This window comes from Paraburkholderia fungorum (genome assembly GCF_902833645.1).
Taxonomy (GTDB): Bacteria; Pseudomonadota; Gammaproteobacteria; order Burkholderiales; family Burkholderiaceae; genus Paraburkholderia; species Paraburkholderia fungorum.
The window spans coordinates 1-15,477 of the sequence record NZ_CADFGE010000003.1; the positions used below are offsets into that span (position 1 = coordinate 1).

General features: G+C 61.6%; 16 protein-coding genes. 10 read left to right on the top strand and 6 right to left on the bottom strand.

The window, feature by feature from the left end; genetic code table 11:
* The first annotated feature begins 1,056 nt into the window (after positions 1-1,056).
* The 3 genes from HWX91_RS11140 to HWX91_RS11150 all read left to right on the top strand — a co-directional run bounded on the left by HWX91_RS11140 (position 1,057) and on the right by HWX91_RS11150 (position 5,484).
* Complete coding sequence (locus tag HWX91_RS11140) at positions 1,057-2,598, top strand: methyl-accepting chemotaxis protein (RefSeq protein ID WP_028193822.1); 1,542 nt, start codon at positions 1,057-1,059, stop codon at positions 2,596-2,598.
* 390 nt (positions 2,599-2,988) lie between these two features.
* Positions 2,989-3,612 carry a trimeric intracellular cation channel family protein gene (locus HWX91_RS11145; RefSeq protein ID WP_028193823.1) on the top strand — a complete coding sequence of 208 codons (624 nt, stop codon included), beginning with the start codon at positions 2,989-2,991 and terminating at the stop codon, positions 3,610-3,612.
* A 123-nt stretch (positions 3,613-3,735) separates the two neighbouring features.
* The gene (locus HWX91_RS11150; RefSeq protein WP_028193824.1) at positions 3,736-5,484 is read left to right on the top strand and encodes a peptidoglycan D,D-transpeptidase FtsI family protein; all 1,749 of its coding nucleotides are present in this window, start codon (positions 3,736-3,738) and stop codon (positions 5,482-5,484) included.
* Positions 5,485-5,536: 52 nt separating this feature from the next.
* Here the strand turns inward: HWX91_RS11150 and HWX91_RS11155 are convergent, their stop codons facing one another.
* Positions 5,537-6,652, bottom strand: a complete 1,116-nt coding sequence (locus HWX91_RS11155) for a GGDEF domain-containing protein (protein ID WP_028193825.1) — start codon at positions 6,650-6,652, stop codon at positions 5,537-5,539.
* Positions 6,653-6,973: 321 nt separating this feature from the next.
* Here HWX91_RS11155 and HWX91_RS11160 point away from each other — a divergent pair, with 321 nt between their 5' ends.
* The 4 genes from HWX91_RS11160 to HWX91_RS11175 all read left to right on the top strand — a co-directional run bounded on the left by HWX91_RS11160 (position 6,974) and on the right by HWX91_RS11175 (position 8,221).
* Complete coding sequence (locus HWX91_RS11160; RefSeq protein ID WP_028193826.1) at positions 6,974-7,231, top strand: DUF2866 domain-containing protein; 258 nt, start codon at positions 6,974-6,976, stop codon at positions 7,229-7,231.
* Between the two features lie 126 nt (positions 7,232-7,357).
* Positions 7,358-7,573, top strand: coding sequence for a hypothetical protein (locus tag HWX91_RS11165; protein WP_028193827.1), 216 nt, complete (start codon positions 7,358-7,360; stop codon positions 7,571-7,573).
* Between the two features lie 8 nt (positions 7,574-7,581).
* A complete protein-coding gene (locus HWX91_RS11170; protein WP_156034494.1) occupies positions 7,582-7,740 on the top strand; it encodes a hypothetical protein in 159 nt (52 codons plus the stop codon).
* A gap of 112 nt (positions 7,741-7,852) precedes the next feature.
* On the top strand, positions 7,853-8,221 hold the full coding sequence (locus HWX91_RS11175) for a hypothetical protein (RefSeq protein WP_028193828.1): 369 nt from the start codon (positions 7,853-7,855) through the stop codon (positions 8,219-8,221).
* A gap of 86 nt (positions 8,222-8,307) precedes the next feature.
* Here the strand turns inward: HWX91_RS11175 and HWX91_RS11180 are convergent, their stop codons facing one another.
* On the bottom strand, positions 8,308-8,934 hold the full coding sequence (locus HWX91_RS11180) for a LysE family translocator (RefSeq protein WP_028193829.1): 627 nt from the start codon (positions 8,932-8,934) through the stop codon (positions 8,308-8,310).
* A 119-nt stretch (positions 8,935-9,053) separates the two neighbouring features.
* On the opposite strand from HWX91_RS11180, the gene HWX91_RS11185 reads away from it, so the two are divergent.
* Positions 9,054-9,689 (top strand): IMPACT family protein, encoded by a 636-nt coding sequence (locus tag HWX91_RS11185; protein WP_035519199.1) that lies wholly within the window; start codon positions 9,054-9,056, stop codon positions 9,687-9,689.
* A 45-nt stretch (positions 9,690-9,734) separates the two neighbouring features.
* On the opposite strand, the gene HWX91_RS11190 is transcribed toward HWX91_RS11185, so the two are convergent.
* Together HWX91_RS11190 and HWX91_RS11195 are read right to left on the bottom strand one after the other, a co-directional pair.
* Positions 9,735-11,840, bottom strand: a complete 2,106-nt coding sequence (locus HWX91_RS11190; protein ID WP_028193830.1) for a TonB-dependent receptor family protein — start codon at positions 11,838-11,840, stop codon at positions 9,735-9,737.
* A 286-nt stretch (positions 11,841-12,126) separates the two neighbouring features.
* Positions 12,127-12,507, bottom strand: coding sequence for a DUF2946 domain-containing protein (locus HWX91_RS11195; protein ID WP_028193831.1), 381 nt, complete (start codon positions 12,505-12,507; stop codon positions 12,127-12,129).
* Between the two features lie 466 nt (positions 12,508-12,973).
* On the opposite strand from HWX91_RS11195, the gene HWX91_RS11200 reads away from it, so the two are divergent.
* Both HWX91_RS11200 and HWX91_RS11205 read left to right on the top strand, forming a co-directional pair.
* On the top strand, positions 12,974-13,537 hold the full coding sequence (locus HWX91_RS11200; protein WP_221306724.1) for a hypothetical protein: 564 nt from the start codon (positions 12,974-12,976) through the stop codon (positions 13,535-13,537).
* 144 nt (positions 13,538-13,681) lie between these two features.
* Complete coding sequence (locus HWX91_RS11205; protein ID WP_028193833.1) at positions 13,682-14,302, top strand: LysE family translocator; 621 nt, start codon at positions 13,682-13,684, stop codon at positions 14,300-14,302.
* 1 nt (position 14,303) lies between these two features.
* Here the strand turns inward: HWX91_RS11205 and HWX91_RS11210 are convergent, their stop codons facing one another.
* Positions 14,304-14,714: a serine O-acetyltransferase gene (locus tag HWX91_RS11210; protein WP_025648112.1), complete on the bottom strand. Its 411-nt coding sequence runs from the start codon at positions 14,712-14,714 to the stop codon at positions 14,304-14,306.
* Between the two features lie 56 nt (positions 14,715-14,770).
* Positions 14,771-15,460 carry a WecB/TagA/CpsF family glycosyltransferase gene (locus HWX91_RS11215; protein WP_279614211.1) on the bottom strand — a complete coding sequence of 230 codons (690 nt, stop codon included), beginning with the start codon at positions 15,458-15,460 and terminating at the stop codon, positions 14,771-14,773.
* Between the last annotated feature and the right edge of the window lie 17 nt (positions 15,461-15,477).

Genomic DNA, 15,477 nt, shown 5'->3' on the forward strand with positions numbered 1-15,477 from the left:
TTCGGGCTGTGAGCCCCGGTAAGCAAAACGGGCTACCGCTTCCGGTGAACGGAAAGGATCAGTTTCCGGACACTGGGACCAATATACAAGATAAGCAAAGAAAGCGGCTCACACCGCTAATTCTTAAGCGGGTCCCCCGCACAGTAACGGTAGTGGTGCATCTGGAATCTGCGTTCTCGCACATTCGGCTTTAGTGACAAGGCCGTCATACCTCCGGCGGCGCTGCGCGCGCCGATACCCGGCTCATAAAACCGGCCGCCGGATTTTCGCTTCCGCGGTTTGGTCCCTTCCCAGCTCGCCGTTGCGTCGCTGCCACCGGGCTGCGGTTTCATTCTCCCGTTTGTCCCGTTCCCTGATTCGTTGTTGCCTCGCTGCTCCCTCGATGCCGTTTCGCTATCGCGTTTGCGCCTTTCCCTAACTCGCCGTTGCTTCGCTGCTGCAAGCGCAACCGCGGCAGCGATCGCGATTGCACCGCGAATGCGACGCACGCCATTTCATTGAAGTGGGGTTGGCCAATCAGAGCGGGGGCATCTCGCCGAGGCGAAGCCGACGGCCCCCGCTGCGCGAAGCGAAGCCGCTGGTTTCCCTGGCAGACCCGTCCGCGAAGCACGCAGTGCGGAGTGGGAGCTGATGAGCGCCTTGTCGCTAACGCGGAGTGCGCGGGGGCACGGATTCCAGATGCACCACTACCGTGGCTGCGCGGGGGACCCGCTTAAGAATTAGCGGTTTGAGCCGCTTTCTTTTGCCTACTTTTCTTTGCGGCAGGCAAAGAAAAGTAGGTGCCGCCCCGCACAGGGGCAACGCTAATAGACCACTAACAAAGCAAGGAAAGGCCAAAAGACCAACACCAGAACAGACCACAATCAATACAAAAAAAGCCCAACGGCATAACCCCCTTTTGATCAGACAAATAAAAACAACGGGTTTCCCCTCCCTGCGGAGCAACGAACAAGAACCCGTAAACACAGTAAGCGACAAGCCACTCGCTGCAAGCGAACTACAGAAAGAGCCCTTGACCGACCACCTCGCGAAAGCGAAAGCGAAACCCCTCCCGCTATGACTCTGAACAAAAAACTAGCCTCAATGATCGCCGTCCTCTGGACCGGCCTGATCCTGATCGGCGGCTTCGGCGCATGGCAAAACCGTGCGTCGATGATCTCGGACCGCCGTGACCAACTCGCCTCGCTGATCGACCAGGCGAATCACATCGTCAACCGCTACTACACCGTAGCCCAGCAACACACAATCACCGAAGACGAAGCCAAAAAACAGGCGCTAGAAACACTCGCCGCGATGCGCTACGGCAAAGACGGCTACATCTCCGTCAACAACTCGCAATCGGTCATGCTAATGCACCCGTTCAAACCGGAACTGGTCGGCAAAAACCTGACTCAATTCACCGACCCGGCCGGCAATCACCTCTTCACCGATATCGTCGAGGCAGGTAATCACGACGGCGGCGGCTACGTCGACTATCTCTGGTCCAAGCCCGGCAGCGACAAACCCGTGGCGAAAACCAGCTTCTCGCTGCGCTTCGCGCCGTGGGACTGGTATCTCGTCACCGGCATGTACATGGACGACGTGCAGAACGCGTTCTACGCCAATCTGCTGCGCTGGCTCGTCATCACCGTGACGCTCGGCGCAATCGCGACCGCGGTCATGCTGCTGGTATTGCGCAGCATCCGCCGCACACTCGGCGGCGACTTGGAAGTCGCGGTCGAAGCGGCTCAACTCATGGCGCGCGGCAACCTCGCCACGCGCGTGCCGATACACACGAACGACACCAACAGTCTGCTGCACGCGCTCCACACCATGCAGGCAGGTCTCGTCGATACGGTGTCGCGCGTGCGTCTGGGCACCGAAAACATCAACATCGGCGCAACCGAAATCGCCGCCGGCAACACGGATCTGTCGCAACGCACCGAGGAGCAAGCCGCGGCGCTCGTCGAAACGGCGTCGAGCATGGATCAGATGACGGTCAACGTGAAGCAGAACGCGGACAGCGCGCTGCAGGCCGCCCATCTCGCCGGCCAGGCTGCGGATGTGGCCACGCGCGGCAGCCGCGTGGTCGACGACGTGGTGCGCACGATGGGCGAGATCACCAGCAGCTCGCGGCAGATCGGCGACATCATCGGTGTGATCGACGGCATCGCGTTCCAGACCAACATCCTCGCGCTCAATGCGGCCGTCGAAGCAGCCCGCGCGGGCGAACAGGGACGCGGCTTCGCCGTGGTCGCCGCCGAAGTGCGCAGCCTCGCACAGCGCTCGGCCACAGCCGCGAAGGAAATCAAGGCGTTGATAGAAACGTCCACTCACACCGTCGAAGCCGGCGCGTCGCTAGTCGCCAACGCGGGTTCGACCATGGGCGAGATCGTGCAGTCGGTGCGCCGCGTGAACGAAATCCTCGAGGAAATCAGCAATGCGTCGCGCGAACAGAGCGCGGGCATCGAACAGGTCAATCGCGCAGTCGGCGAAATGGATCAGGTCACGCAACAGAATGCCGCGCTCGTCGAACAGGCCGCAGCCGCCGCCCATTCGCTGAAGGACCAGGTCGGCGTATTGCGCGAGGCGATCTCGAGCTTCGCGTTGCCGGCCTGAGAACGTCGGAGAAAAAAGAAGGCGCCCAACAGGCAGAGAGCGCCTCTTTAACACGCCGCGTCGGAGTAGACGCATTAATCGAACGAACCAGCCGCACGGATTTTCAAGTCCGCGCGGCTTTTTTGTGGGCGCTCGGGGCGACGGCTCAGGCCACAGCCACGTCCGCTTCAAAAAGATCGGAATAAAGCCCCTGTCATTCAGCAAACGCTTACTTCGCTCGATCCCGCAACGAAATTAAGCCGAATTTGGCAGTGCCGAATTCGGCTTAAGAAATTTTCATCAAGAGCCGCCGCTTCCGATAATGGCCGCTTTCGAACACGCGCCTCGCGGCAAGCTCCGATGCGCGGAGTCCTTGATCTCGCGAGCGCCGCCCCACCAAGGCTCGCCGCCATGTTGCTCCATTCCCTCTACCTGCTTGCGATCGTCGCCGAAGCCATGTCCGGCGCCATGATGGGCATGCGCCGCGGCATGGACCGCTTCGGCCTATGCCTCGTCGGCACCGTCACCGCACTGGGCGGCGGCACGGTGCGCGACGTGTTGCTCGGCCACTATCCCCTTGCATGGATCTCGCATCCAGATTACGTTCTGATTACAATTGGGGCGACGTCGATTGCCGCGGCCGGCGCCAGATGGTTGCGCAACTGGCAAGGGCTGTTTGTCACGGTCGACGCCATCGGCCTGATCGCGTTCACGATCATCGGTTGCGATGTTGCCGCGACACTCGACGTGAGCCCTGCCATCGTCGTGCTGGCAGGCGCGATCACCGGCGTGTGCGGCGGCATGCTGCGCGACCTGCTGTGCAATCAGATACCGCTCGTGCTGCGCGAGGAACTGTACGCCAGCATCGCGCTCGGCGCGGGCGCACTGTATGTGGCCCTGCAAGCCTGCGATGTCGCGTCGGGGCCGGCTTCCATCGTGGTGCTGGCAGGCGGCTTCACGGTGCGCATGCTGGCCGTGCGGTTTCGCTGGCAACTCAAGGTATTCACCGCCGCCGATTCGGGCGGCGCAAGCTAATCCCGCAGCACGCCACGCGCGTGCGGCTTTCATTCGAGGAGCCCGCTCGACAGTCACGCGTAACAGGCCGCCGGCGTTGCCGGTTTCAGCCCGCCACGCGAGCGCTGCTCGCTCACCGCACTCATGGTCCAAAAGAAGAAATCGCAGTCGCATGATCCGTACGCGCCCGTCGCGAAGAACCATTTGCTGGCCGCGCGCCTGCCGATGTGGCGCTCGAAACTCGTCATCCTGCTGGTGTTCAGCGCGTTCGCGTCGCTGGTTGCGCGCGCGTTCTGGGTGCAGATCGTCAATCAGGATTTCTACGTCGATCAGGGGCAAAAACGCTATCAGCGCACCCTCGAACTCGATGCCGCACGCGGGCGCATCGTCGACCGTAATGGCTCGCTGCTCGCCGTTAGCCTCGCGACCTATGAGATCTGGGCCTCCCCCAAGCTGCTCGACGAAGCCGCCTTCGCACCGCTGTCGAAGCTGCTCGACCTGCCGTTGGCGGAACTGCGCCGGCGTCTGAATGGCGACAAGACCTTCGTGCTGCTCAAGCGCCAGGTGGATGCGGACACCGCCGACCATCTGAACAAACTCGGCCTCGCAGGCATCACGCAAATCGCGGATTCGAAACGCTTTTATCCGGAAGGCGAATCGGCCGCGCACGTGGTTGGCTTCACGGATATCGAGGACAACGGCCAGGAAGGCGTCGAACTCGCCGCCAACGAACAACTGCTCGGCGTGCCGGGCCAGCGCGAAGTGATCCGCGACCGGCTGGGCCGGGTGGTATCCGAGACCCGGCCGCTGGTACCCGCGCAAAACGGCGACACGATCCACCTGACGATCGACCGGCGCATTCAGCAGCTCGCCTACACCCAACTGAAGGACGCCATCGCCAAACATCATGCTGAAGCCGGCAGCGTGGTGGTGCTCGACGCGCGTAACGGCGAGATTCTGGCGCTCGCCAATTATCCGAGCTTCGATCCGAACGATCGCGCGCGGCTAACCGGAAGGCAACTGCGCAATCGCGCGGTGGTCGACACCTTCGAGCCGGGTTCGACGATCAAGCCGGTCGTCGTCGCACTGTCGATCGACGAAGGCAAGGTGCGGCCGCAAAGCATCATCGATACCGCGCCGGGTTGGTACAAGATCGGCCCCGCCGTGATTCACGACACGTCGAATCATGGCGCCATGACGGTTGCCGAAGCGGTGCAGAAGTCGAGCAATATCGCACTTGCCAAGCTTGCGCTGAATCTGCCCGCCGAAACGATCTGGAACAAGTATCAGGAATACGGGCTCGGATTGAGGCCGGACTTGACCTTTCCGGGTGTCGCGTCGGGCAAGGTTCGCCCGTACAAACGCTGGCGTCCAATCGAACAGGCGACCATGGCCTATGGCTACGGCCTGTCCACTTCGCTGCTGCAGATTGCGCAGGTCTACACCGCCTATGCCGGCGACGGCACCCTGCATCACGTGAGTCTGTTGCGCAAGGACCAGGGCGCGGACAGGGACGCGGGTGCGGCCCGCGCGGCGCCGGCGGCGGACACAGGCCATGCGGTCACGACGCCCGCCACCGCGCGCGCGATCCGCTTGATGCTCGAAATGGCCACGGGTCCGGGCGGCACGGGGCGCGCAGCGGCAGTGGAAGGCTACCGGATCGGCGGCAAAACCGGCACGGCGCGCAAACAGGTCGGCGCCACTTACGCGAAAAACCGTTACCGCGCGCTGTTTGTCGGCATGGCGCCGATGAGCGATCCACGGCTGATCGTCGCCGTCATGATCGACGACCCGGCCGGCAAAGCGTTCTACGGAGGCACGGTGGCCGGCCCCGTGTTCGGCGCGGTGACGGGTGGCGCGCTGCAATTGCTGGGCGTGCCGCCGGACGCGTGAGGGTCTCCGCTGCTCCGTCAAATTACGCGCGCTGCCGTTGCCGCAGCAAGGGTCAGCGTGCAGCGCTATTGCTGGCCGCTTGCATCAGCGCTTCGATGCGGTTGCGGCCATTGCGTTTGGCGCAGTACATCGCCCGATCGGCTTCTTCTATCATCGCGTGACCGTGCACGGCCGCCTCGGCCGGCGTGCCGGTAATCGTGCGCGCCGCCACGCCAACCGACACAGTCAGTGCAATTCGTTCGCCGTGGTCGTCCTGCAAATCCAGTTTTTCGACCGCCTGCCGCACACGCTCGGCTACCGTCAGCGCATCGGCCCGATCGCCTTGCAGCAGCGCGGTGAATTCTTCGCCGCCGTAACGCGCCACGGTGTCGCCCAGCCGCACCTGCTGCCGCACACAGGCCGCCACCGCCGCCAGCGCGCGGTCGCCGGTCTGGTGCCCGTAGGTGTCGTTGATCAGCTTGAAATTGTCGATATCGATGAACAGACACGCGACCGGCACGCCATACCGGACGGCGCGCATGATCTCCTCGCGCAGCCGTTCGTCGAAGTAGCGGCGATTGGCGAGGCCGGTCAGCGAATCGGTCATACCGAGTTGCTTGAGCCGCTCGCGATGCGCGACGTTGTCGAGACTCGCCGTCACGATGCTTGCAAAGCGTTCCAGAATATCCGTCGCCATGCCTTCGGCAAAACGCGCGGGATCGTCGCTGCAGAGGCACAGATAGCCACTGGCGGTATCGCCGGCGGCAAGCGGCAACAAGATCGCGCTAGCCGGCGTATCGATGTCGCCGAAGAACGCGCGGCGCGCCATTTCATCCAGTTCGTTCAGCTTGCCCAGCCACGGCCGTCCCGCGTCGCACAGCCCCTGGGCGGCGAGACCACCTTCGCGCGAGGTTCTCAGATTGGCTTGATCGAGCGCATGCAAAGCGCCCGGCTCGAGGAGTTCGAGCAACATCGGCGCGCGGTCGTCGAGCCATAACACGACGCTCGCCAGCGAGAATTCTCGCGGCAGATGGCTAAACAGCGTGTCGAGAAACGACGTGAAATCCTGAGCGCCGATCAACCTCAACTCGACGTTCTGGAAGCGGCGCAGCGTGCGCTCATTGTGCTGCACCGTATCGACGAGCGAGCGAAGGCGGTCTGAGAGCGGCGTTTGAGCGAGATTCGTCACGTTATCGATGCGAGCCCGAAGGCGGAGCGAGGTCGGCGGCCCCAATCGCTGTAATAACGGCCAATTCTGTGAGGTCTTGAGGGTTGGATCATCGCGCGCGTAAAACAGCGGCTTGACGAGACGATCGGGCAAACGGACTCAGTGCGGGAATCCGGTCGCGCGCTTAAGTTTGGCTTTTAAGTTTGGCTTAATTCTTACCTGTAACTATCACACTCAACATCCCCTGTTGAGCCGCCAGAACATCGGCGGCGCTTTTTTCTCCGGGGGTGTCGCCGACGCGCGGATACATGGGCAGCATGCCTGCGAACAAGGAGTCAAACCATGGTGGAAGACACGGTATTCGAGTATTTGCGCGCGATGCCCGGCAACGAATGGGTGCGCCAGATCCACTCGTGCAAAGTCTCGGACCCTTTGCAGCCCCCTTGGGGACGCTCGTACAGGCTCGTCGAATGGACCATGAAACACACCCCCGAGTCGAGCCGCCGCGTGGTGCCCGCGGAAAGCACGCCACTCGAAATCGCACAGGCGGTCGTGTCGCACATTCCGGGGCGCCGTTTCTGCCAGCAAAGCGACGACTGATCTGGCCGAGCGCGTTGTTCGAATAGAAGTCCGAACCATCCGCCAGCTGCTTCGACTTTGTATCGACCTGAATTTTTCCGGCCTGCGCCCCCGCTTCATACAGAGAAATCCGCGTGGCGAGCGAGCATGAACCACCCGGGCCTGTATGCCGCATCCGGCGACAAACGCGCGTTGTATCTGACCACGCTCGAACGTTATATCGAGGCCGGCCGTCTCCCGAAGCTTGCGTCGGCGATTTTGCACAGCCTCGCGTTACGCTCCCGCGCGGGCGATTCGCGCGCGTCGTTGCGGGCCACGGCTGTTGCAAGGGTGGCGTTGCTATGCGGCGATGCGGGCAGCTAACCAGGCCTTTGCAATGGTTGACAGTCACGGCGAACGGTTACACCTATCATGGCTCGATTCATCCGACGCGCTATGGTCCCGACATGAACTATCCGTACGATGTACTGACTGCCGCCTGTCTTTTCATCATCGTGGTCTCCACGTCCATCATGCTCGCGCTCAGCTGAGCGTCGTAACCGCGCCCTTTTGACGGGGCTGATATTCGCTCGACACGCGCTACGCGTTTCCGTAAAAAGACGGGCTATACTGTATGCATATACAGTAATTTTCGTCTGAGCAATGCACCTTCCTCCCTTCGACCCTCCCACGCTCGCTGAACTGCGCGCCTGGTGGCGCACGTGCGATGAGCAGGCCATTCATCGGCTTATCCTCGAGATCCAGCGCCAACGGCTCACGTTGCTGGAATTGCGCAACCTGATCGACAGCGGCGTCCAGCAGGCGCGTGCCGCCGACCGCTCGCTAGTCGAGCGCGGCGAGCCATTAATGACACTACGCATACGGATCGCGCAAGAGGTGCTGCGTGTGGGGGATATCGACGATACGCGGCAGATGAGCCGCGCCGCACAGGAAAAGCTCGCCGTGCGCACTCAGGGCCAGATGGAATACGCACGTGAAGGCCGCTTGAGGCGGCAGCGGCGGAATATCTAGCTCGGGCACGGTGCCCGAGCTAACCGGCGTATTTCTGCGCGCGCCCGAACTTAGGCACGGCGCGCGGCAAGGTCGGTCCCGCTGAATCAGCGCGTTTGCGTCGCAACGCGCAGGCCGAGCGAAATAAACAGCACGCCGATAATCTTGTTCTGCCAGCGGCTAAGCCATGTCATGCGCTTGACGAGTTTGCCCAACGGACGAATGGTCAGCACGATCAGCGTTGTATAAAGCGCGCTCATGCCCACGAAGATCAATCCGAGCGTCGCGAACTGCAGGAATGACGAGCCGTGCTCCGGGTGAACGAACTGCGGCAGGAAGGCAAGGAAAAACAGCGCGGTCTTGGGATTCAACACTTCGGCAGGAATCGCCTGAAAGAAGGCCTTGGAAGCGGATACTGGCGCGACCGCCGGCAAATGCGTGCTCGCCTGTTTCTCGCGCAACGCGCGAATGCCCAGGTAGACCAGGTACGCCGCGCCGACGAATTTCACGGCATTGAAGGCAAGTGCCGAGGTCATCAGCAGGGCCGACAGCCCGACCGCCGCGCCTAGCGTATGGATGAAATCGCCCACGGCGATACCGAGACCGGTGAGTATGCCGGCCTTGCGCCCACCATGCACCGTGCGCGTCAAAACCAGCAGCACGGCCGGACCGGGAATCAGAAAGAGCCCTAGTACAACGGCGACAAACGTTCCTAGCGTTGAAAGGTCGAGCATGTCATCTCCTGGGTGGCGCGCCTCGTTCAGTGGACAGGGCGCGTTCAGCAGTCGATTATAGACATTCGCCGATTAGCCGTCGGCGATCCGTTACCATGGCGGGCACGGGGCTGCGTGAGATGCACACGCCCCATGAGTCCGCAACTTTTCCGTCCACTGAAGTCTTAGCCTTGCCCACCTATACCCTGCCCGCGCCGCTCAGCGCGGAACTCGAAATCCGTAAGAGCCGTTTCATCGCGCATGCGATACCGGTCGCCGACCGCGACGCCGCGATGGCCGAGTTGCGGCGTCTGCGCGACGAGCATCCCGGCGCGACGCATGTGTGCTGGGCGCTGCTGGCGGGCGGTCAGTCAGGCATGTCCGACGACGGCGAGCCCTCGGGGACCGCGGGCCGCCCCATTCTTGAAGTGCTGCGGCATCATGATCTGGACGGCGTGCTCGCGGCCGTCGTGCGGTATTACGGCGGCGTCAAACTGGGTGCCGGCGGGCTCGTGCGAGCGTACACCGATGCGATTGCCTCGGCCCTACTGGATGCGCCACGGGTGGAGCGGATTGCTCAGGTCACGCTGATCGTCGAAGTGAGTTATGCCGACGAAGCGAAAGTGCGCAGATGGATCGAAGCCGAAGGCTATGGACTCGTCGACAGCACTTACGGGATGCTGGTGAAGATGACGATCCGGCTTCCGGTCAACGCGGTCGACGATGCACGGCTGGCGCTCGTGGATATGACTCAGGGCAAGGCCGGTTTCTTCTGATCGCATTTGCCCTCCGCGCTCGTCGCGAAGAGGGCAAACGCAGAATCAGAACGCGTATCTTATGCCGGCAAAAACACTCCTTCCCTCCCCGGGATAAAAGATCGCCCCACTCGCGGTAGCGGCATTGGCCACCGTGCTGATATCGCTAACGTAGCGCTTGTTGGTCAGATTCCTGGCATCGACGAACACCGACACGCCATTGCGGAAATCCATTCCGGCTTGCAGGCCCAGCAAGGTGTATCCCGGCACGCGCAGCGTGTTGGCATCATCGGCCCAGGCGCCGGCGGGCACCCAATCCACGGTCGCCGACACATGAAAACCGTCTGGCCGCGCATAGCTCAACGCGGCGCGCAGCACGTTGACCGGCACGCCGGCAATCCGGTTGGATCCGTACTGCGGATCGTCCTTGAAACGGAAATCGCTCAGATTCCATAGCCCCGACAGCGTAATCCGGTCTCCCGAGCCCGGCTTGAAAACATCGCGCCACACATCGACCGAAGCACCCGCTTCAATGCCGCGCAACACGGTCTTGTTGGCGTTGAAGGTAGCGGCCGGAATATCCGGATTCGTCGTGTACTGCAGCAACTGATCGCGCACCATCGACTGATACGCCGTGAGGTCCCAACTCACCGCGCCACGCGTGCCGCGCGTCCCGACCTCCAGCGTCCACGCATGTTGCGACTGCAACGGCGTAAAGCGCGTGGTCGATGCGAACGACTGCGCGAGGTCGGTGAAATCCGGCGTGTCCTGGCTGCGGGTAATGTCGACAAAGGCCTGAATCTCGCGATTCGGCTGCCACAACAAACCGAGCTTCGGATTGATGCCGTTGTAGGTCTGGCTCGCCGATTTATAGGTTGGGTCGGCAGCGAGGCCGCCGTGGTCAACATATTCACGCACGTCACGCAGCGCCTTGACTCCTGTCATCAGCGCGACGGTCGGCAGGAAAAACAGCCGGTTCTCGACGTAGGCCTCGTAGTTGTAGGCGTTCTGCGACGCGTCGAGTGTCTGCGTGCCACGATTGCCGGCAACGTTCACGTACTGCCGCGCCTGCGTATTGCCGCCGAAAAAGCGTGCGCCCGCAATCACGTCGTTGCGCATGCCGCCGAGGTTCAGCGTTGCCGTATAACGAGGCGCCACGCCATAGGTCCAGCCGTCCTGGTCGATGACCTGAAAGATCGGGTGATAGAGGCTCTTGTGGATGGCCCACGTGTCGATGTCGAGCTGGCCGACGTCGAGTTTCACCGTCGTGCGGTTCGCGATCCGCTCCGTGCGTGTGTTGCGCGCCTGGTCGCCTGACAACGCGCTAGCGGCAGCTTTGGTTGGATTGTTCAGCGCATCGCTCAGGCTGAGCGTACCCGGCAATTGCTGATCGACGATGTATGCGCCGAGATAGAAGCGCGTCTCGACGTTCGGACTGAAGCGGTAACCGATGTTGGCGTTGAACTGCTCATATTGACCGCGCGAATGCTGGCGAAAGCCGTCGTTATGATCGACCGTGAACGTGCCGATGAAATCGAGTGGCCCCACCACGCGCGAAAACTGCGCACTGCTGCGCACCGTGCCAAAACTGCCGCCTTCGAGCCGCAAGATGTTCGGCGCGACCGCTGTGTGTGCAGTTGGCGTCAGAAAATCGATCGCGCCGCCAAGCGTCGAAGACCCGTAAGCGAGCCCGTTGCCGCCCTTGTAGACCAAGGTTGCCTGCAACGCGAGCGGATCGATCTGATAATAATCGCCGCTGCCGTCGGCCTGATTGGTCGGTATGCCGTCCTGCAGGATTTCCAGCCCGCGTGTGTGATAAGAACGCGCAATCCCCGAGCCGCGGATCGACAGACGCAACTCCTGCCCATAGCGGTTCTGCACGAACACGCCCGGCACGTCCTTCAGCACGTCGCGCAGGGTAAAGGCATACGTGTTCGTATACGACTCGCTATCCACAAAGCCCACTGAACCCGCCGTTTCGTCGAGCTTGCGCTTCTGCTGAACCGGCGTGCTGGACGTTAGAGAATGCCCGGCCTGCCCTTGCGCAACAACCGGCGCCAATAGTTTCGGCTCCGAAACGTCGGAGGGTTTGCTGGTCTGCGCAAGCGCGTGCGTAGCGAAGAAAACCGCGGCGCTCGACAGCGCGCCGCTTCTTTTGATGAATCGATACATAGGATGAGGTCCCGGCGCTGCATCGTGGCAGCGTCTTTTTTGAATGTGGCATATCGCGCGCATTCGATCAGGTCGAATACGCGTGTGAATGGGCCACGCGGCAAGCACACGCCAACAGGCACAGGCGTGCGCATGCAAGCACGCGCAGGCTCTGCTAGCTAACGATAAAAGCCGGTGGCGAAGGAAAGAGGGTCTGCGCGCTCAGGCAGGCATGCGCGTCGTCGTCGCAACAGCGGCATTCATGCGCGAGCACGCCACACCTGGCATGCAGGCAGACCGGTGGGAATCAGATAACGGCGGCAGGTGGGGCGCGGGGCTGCGCGGACAGATGCGGCGTAACGGACGGTGCGCTGACGCTGCCGTGGACGACAGCGGTATGCGCGAAAGCTGCTTGAGTCGCGAAGGCAAGCGGCACCGGTGGCACGGCCGGGAAATGTGCGAGCAATCCGCAATAGCCGCATGCTTCCCAATGAAACGCCAGCGAATGCGAGTCACTTGCGCCACTGCTCGTCGACGCATCGGCCTGCGCCGAACAATGGTCGACCAACGCCGCGTCGAGACGATCCCGCGCATTCAACGCCTGCGACACCGTAGGTGCGAGCGTTGCCATCAGGATTGCGAGCAATCCGAGGATACTGCCGATCTTCTGCAGATGGCGGCGCAGCATAGGGCGAGATGTTGGAGAAATGAAAGCCGGGAGATTATGCCACGCAGCTTCGCCGAAATCACACGCCGATCGACACGTAATGATGGATATAGCGGCCTGCATGAGATGACGCGCAAGTCTCGCGATTTTCACGCGCGACGGTTATTGTCGTGAGACAACTGGAACAACCGCCAGCGCATCGATGTGAGCGCGCGGATGCGGCATGGGTAGCAGCTATCCTCTAATGACGCAGTGCCTATTGAAGAAACGGCCCGTTATGATGAGCGGGGCCGTTTCAATCGGTCGCGAATTCCGGCCCCTGATCCTGTTAAGAAGACGAATGGGATCGGCTCGCTGTTACCATGCTGCTCTGTACCGGGATGACTCAACTTAAAAGGCAACCCCTCTGACCTCGACCGCCGCTTTTTCCAGCACAGCGCCCAAGTCGCCGCACCAGAGCCAATCTCAGCGGCAATCGCATGGTCCCATGCGTCCGGCCTTGAGATCCACTGTGCTCAAGGGTTGTGGCGCCGTAGCACTGCCGTTGATGCTGTCTGCCTGCTCCTGGTCGTGGTTCGGCCTGAATAGTCCACCGCGCGCGGCCGCGCACTCCACCGGCTGGCTCAGCGTCGCCCCTGCTCGCGACTTCGTGTACATGGCTGCGCGCAACGGCCAGGTTTCGCCGAACCGGATCGAAAACACGGCAATGACCGGCATCGTGCTCAAAAGCGACATCAACGAGGCCGTGCGCAACAGCATCGCCAGCAGGTTGCAGATTGCCGGTTTTCATCTCACCGAAGGCCGCAGGGTTTTGAGCGGAAGCATCGAGAAGTTCACGGTGGACGACACGCGCTCACCTGCATACTGGACACTGAAAATGCGCTACGTCGTGACCGATGCCGCGAGCCAGAAAGTGGTGTTCTCGACCACGAAGACAGTCCGGCAGAAGTCACCCAAATTCACCAGCAATACCATCGCCATCGAAGACACGGTCAAGCTGAGCGTCGATGCGCTGATCAGCGACCCGGGCTTTGTTAAATCGGTGAATTGAACGCGCGGACTGAATCGGCACGGCTCGCCGATTCGCTACAATCGGCAAATATCGGGAAATCGCGGAATCAGGGCGTTACAGGCGCCCGCGGCTCCGCGCACGCCCGTTCGTCGCAATCCCGTGCCTTTCTCCGTGCGAGCCGTCATGTCCCTCACCGCCTGGCTGTTCTTCCTGCCCGCCTGCTTCGCGATCAACCTCGCGCCCGGCCCAAACAATCTTCTGTCGATTAACGTCGCCGCGCGCCACGGCTTCATGACGGCCTTCGTCGGCGGCACCGGCCGGCTTGTCGCGTTCGCGTTGATGCTGGTGTTGGCTGCAACCGGTCTCGCCGTTGTGTTGCATGCATCCGAGTGGTTCTTTCTAGCGATCAAACTGGCGGGCGCCGCCTACCTGATCTGGCTGGCGATACAGTTGTGGCGCAGCGACGCCCCCGCGATCGACACGATGCAGCAAGACGACGCGTCGCTGTGGCGGATCGCGCGGCAGGAATGCCTCGTTGCTGCCGGCAATCCGAAGGCGATTCTGGTTTTCACCGCGTTCTTGCCGCAGTTCGTCGATATCGCCAAGCCGATGCTGCCGCAATTCGCGGTGCTCGGTGCGAGTTTCCTGGTGCTTGAGTGGGTGGCGATCGCGCTTTACTCGTGGGCGGGGATGCACCTTGGCAAGTGGCTGGTTCGTGCGAAGGTTCGGCGGTGGTTCAATCGCTGCTGTGGGGCGTTTCTTGGGGCGATTGGGGTGAGTTTTTTGCTGGTTCGGAGGGGGTAAGTCAATCCACGCCAAGCACGCGAGCTGGGACGCCCACCGCCGTGGCGTTAGGCGGCACGTCGATCATCACAACAGCGTTCGCACCAATCTTCGCTCCGCGCCCAATAGTCACCGGGCCCAGAATGCATGCTCCCGCACCAATAAGCACATCGTCTTCAATGACGGGCGCGCCGGGACGCCCTCGCCCTCCAATCACCACATTGGGCGCAATAATGATGTTGCTACCGAGTACCGCCTGCCGATGAACGACGATGCCGAGCCCCTGATAGCCGAATACCACATTGCGCCCAACCGTTACCGAAGGTGGCAGGGACACCGAGAAGACAACACGGTTAAGCACCTTCAAGCCCCAAGGTAGAAAGGGCACGCGCAAGCGATAAAGCAGATGTGCAAGCCGATAGATATGCAGCATGAATCTCGTCCTGTTTAAAGAAGCCGGAGCGGTTGCCCACTCATCCCCACGACCTGCTACCGCTCTACGATCAGCGCCTTACCCAACATCAGCGCGAACCTGCTATTGGTAACCAGATAGCGACGCCACATTCGGCGCGGCTCCTGCAGGACACGAAAAAACCATTCCAGTCCCACCCTTTGCATCCAACGAGGTGCGCGGCTGACTTTACCCGCCACCACATCGAACGTCCCGCCAACTCCCATTACAAAGTCGACACCGAGCGTGCCTTTCCAGCGGTTAATGAAGTTTTCCTTGGCGGGTGACGTAATCGCCACGAAAAGCATCCGCGCGCCAGACTCGCGGATGCAGTCGACAACCGGTTGTTGATCTTCGCCAAAATAGCCGTGGTGATAGCCGGCAATCCGAAGTCCTGAATAACGTCTCTCGCATATCGCGGCCACCCGCGCGACAACCTCCTCCGTCGCGCCGAGCAGATATACCGGCAGTCCCAGCCTCGCCGCCTCCGCAAGTAACCTGTCAAACAGATCAACGCCTGTAACACGCTCCGGTACTGCATGGCCGAGCATCCGGGCTGCCCAGACCACCCCCATTCCATCGACGCTGATCAGGTCGCAGGAATGGACTGACTGCGCGAGTTCCTTATCGGACTGCATATGCACGAGCTTCGCCACGTTGACCGCAACATGTTGCGTGAACTGCTTCGTGACAATCCTCGTTGAAATTGCGGAAACGGTTTCATCCATTGTCGCCGAGTCCATAG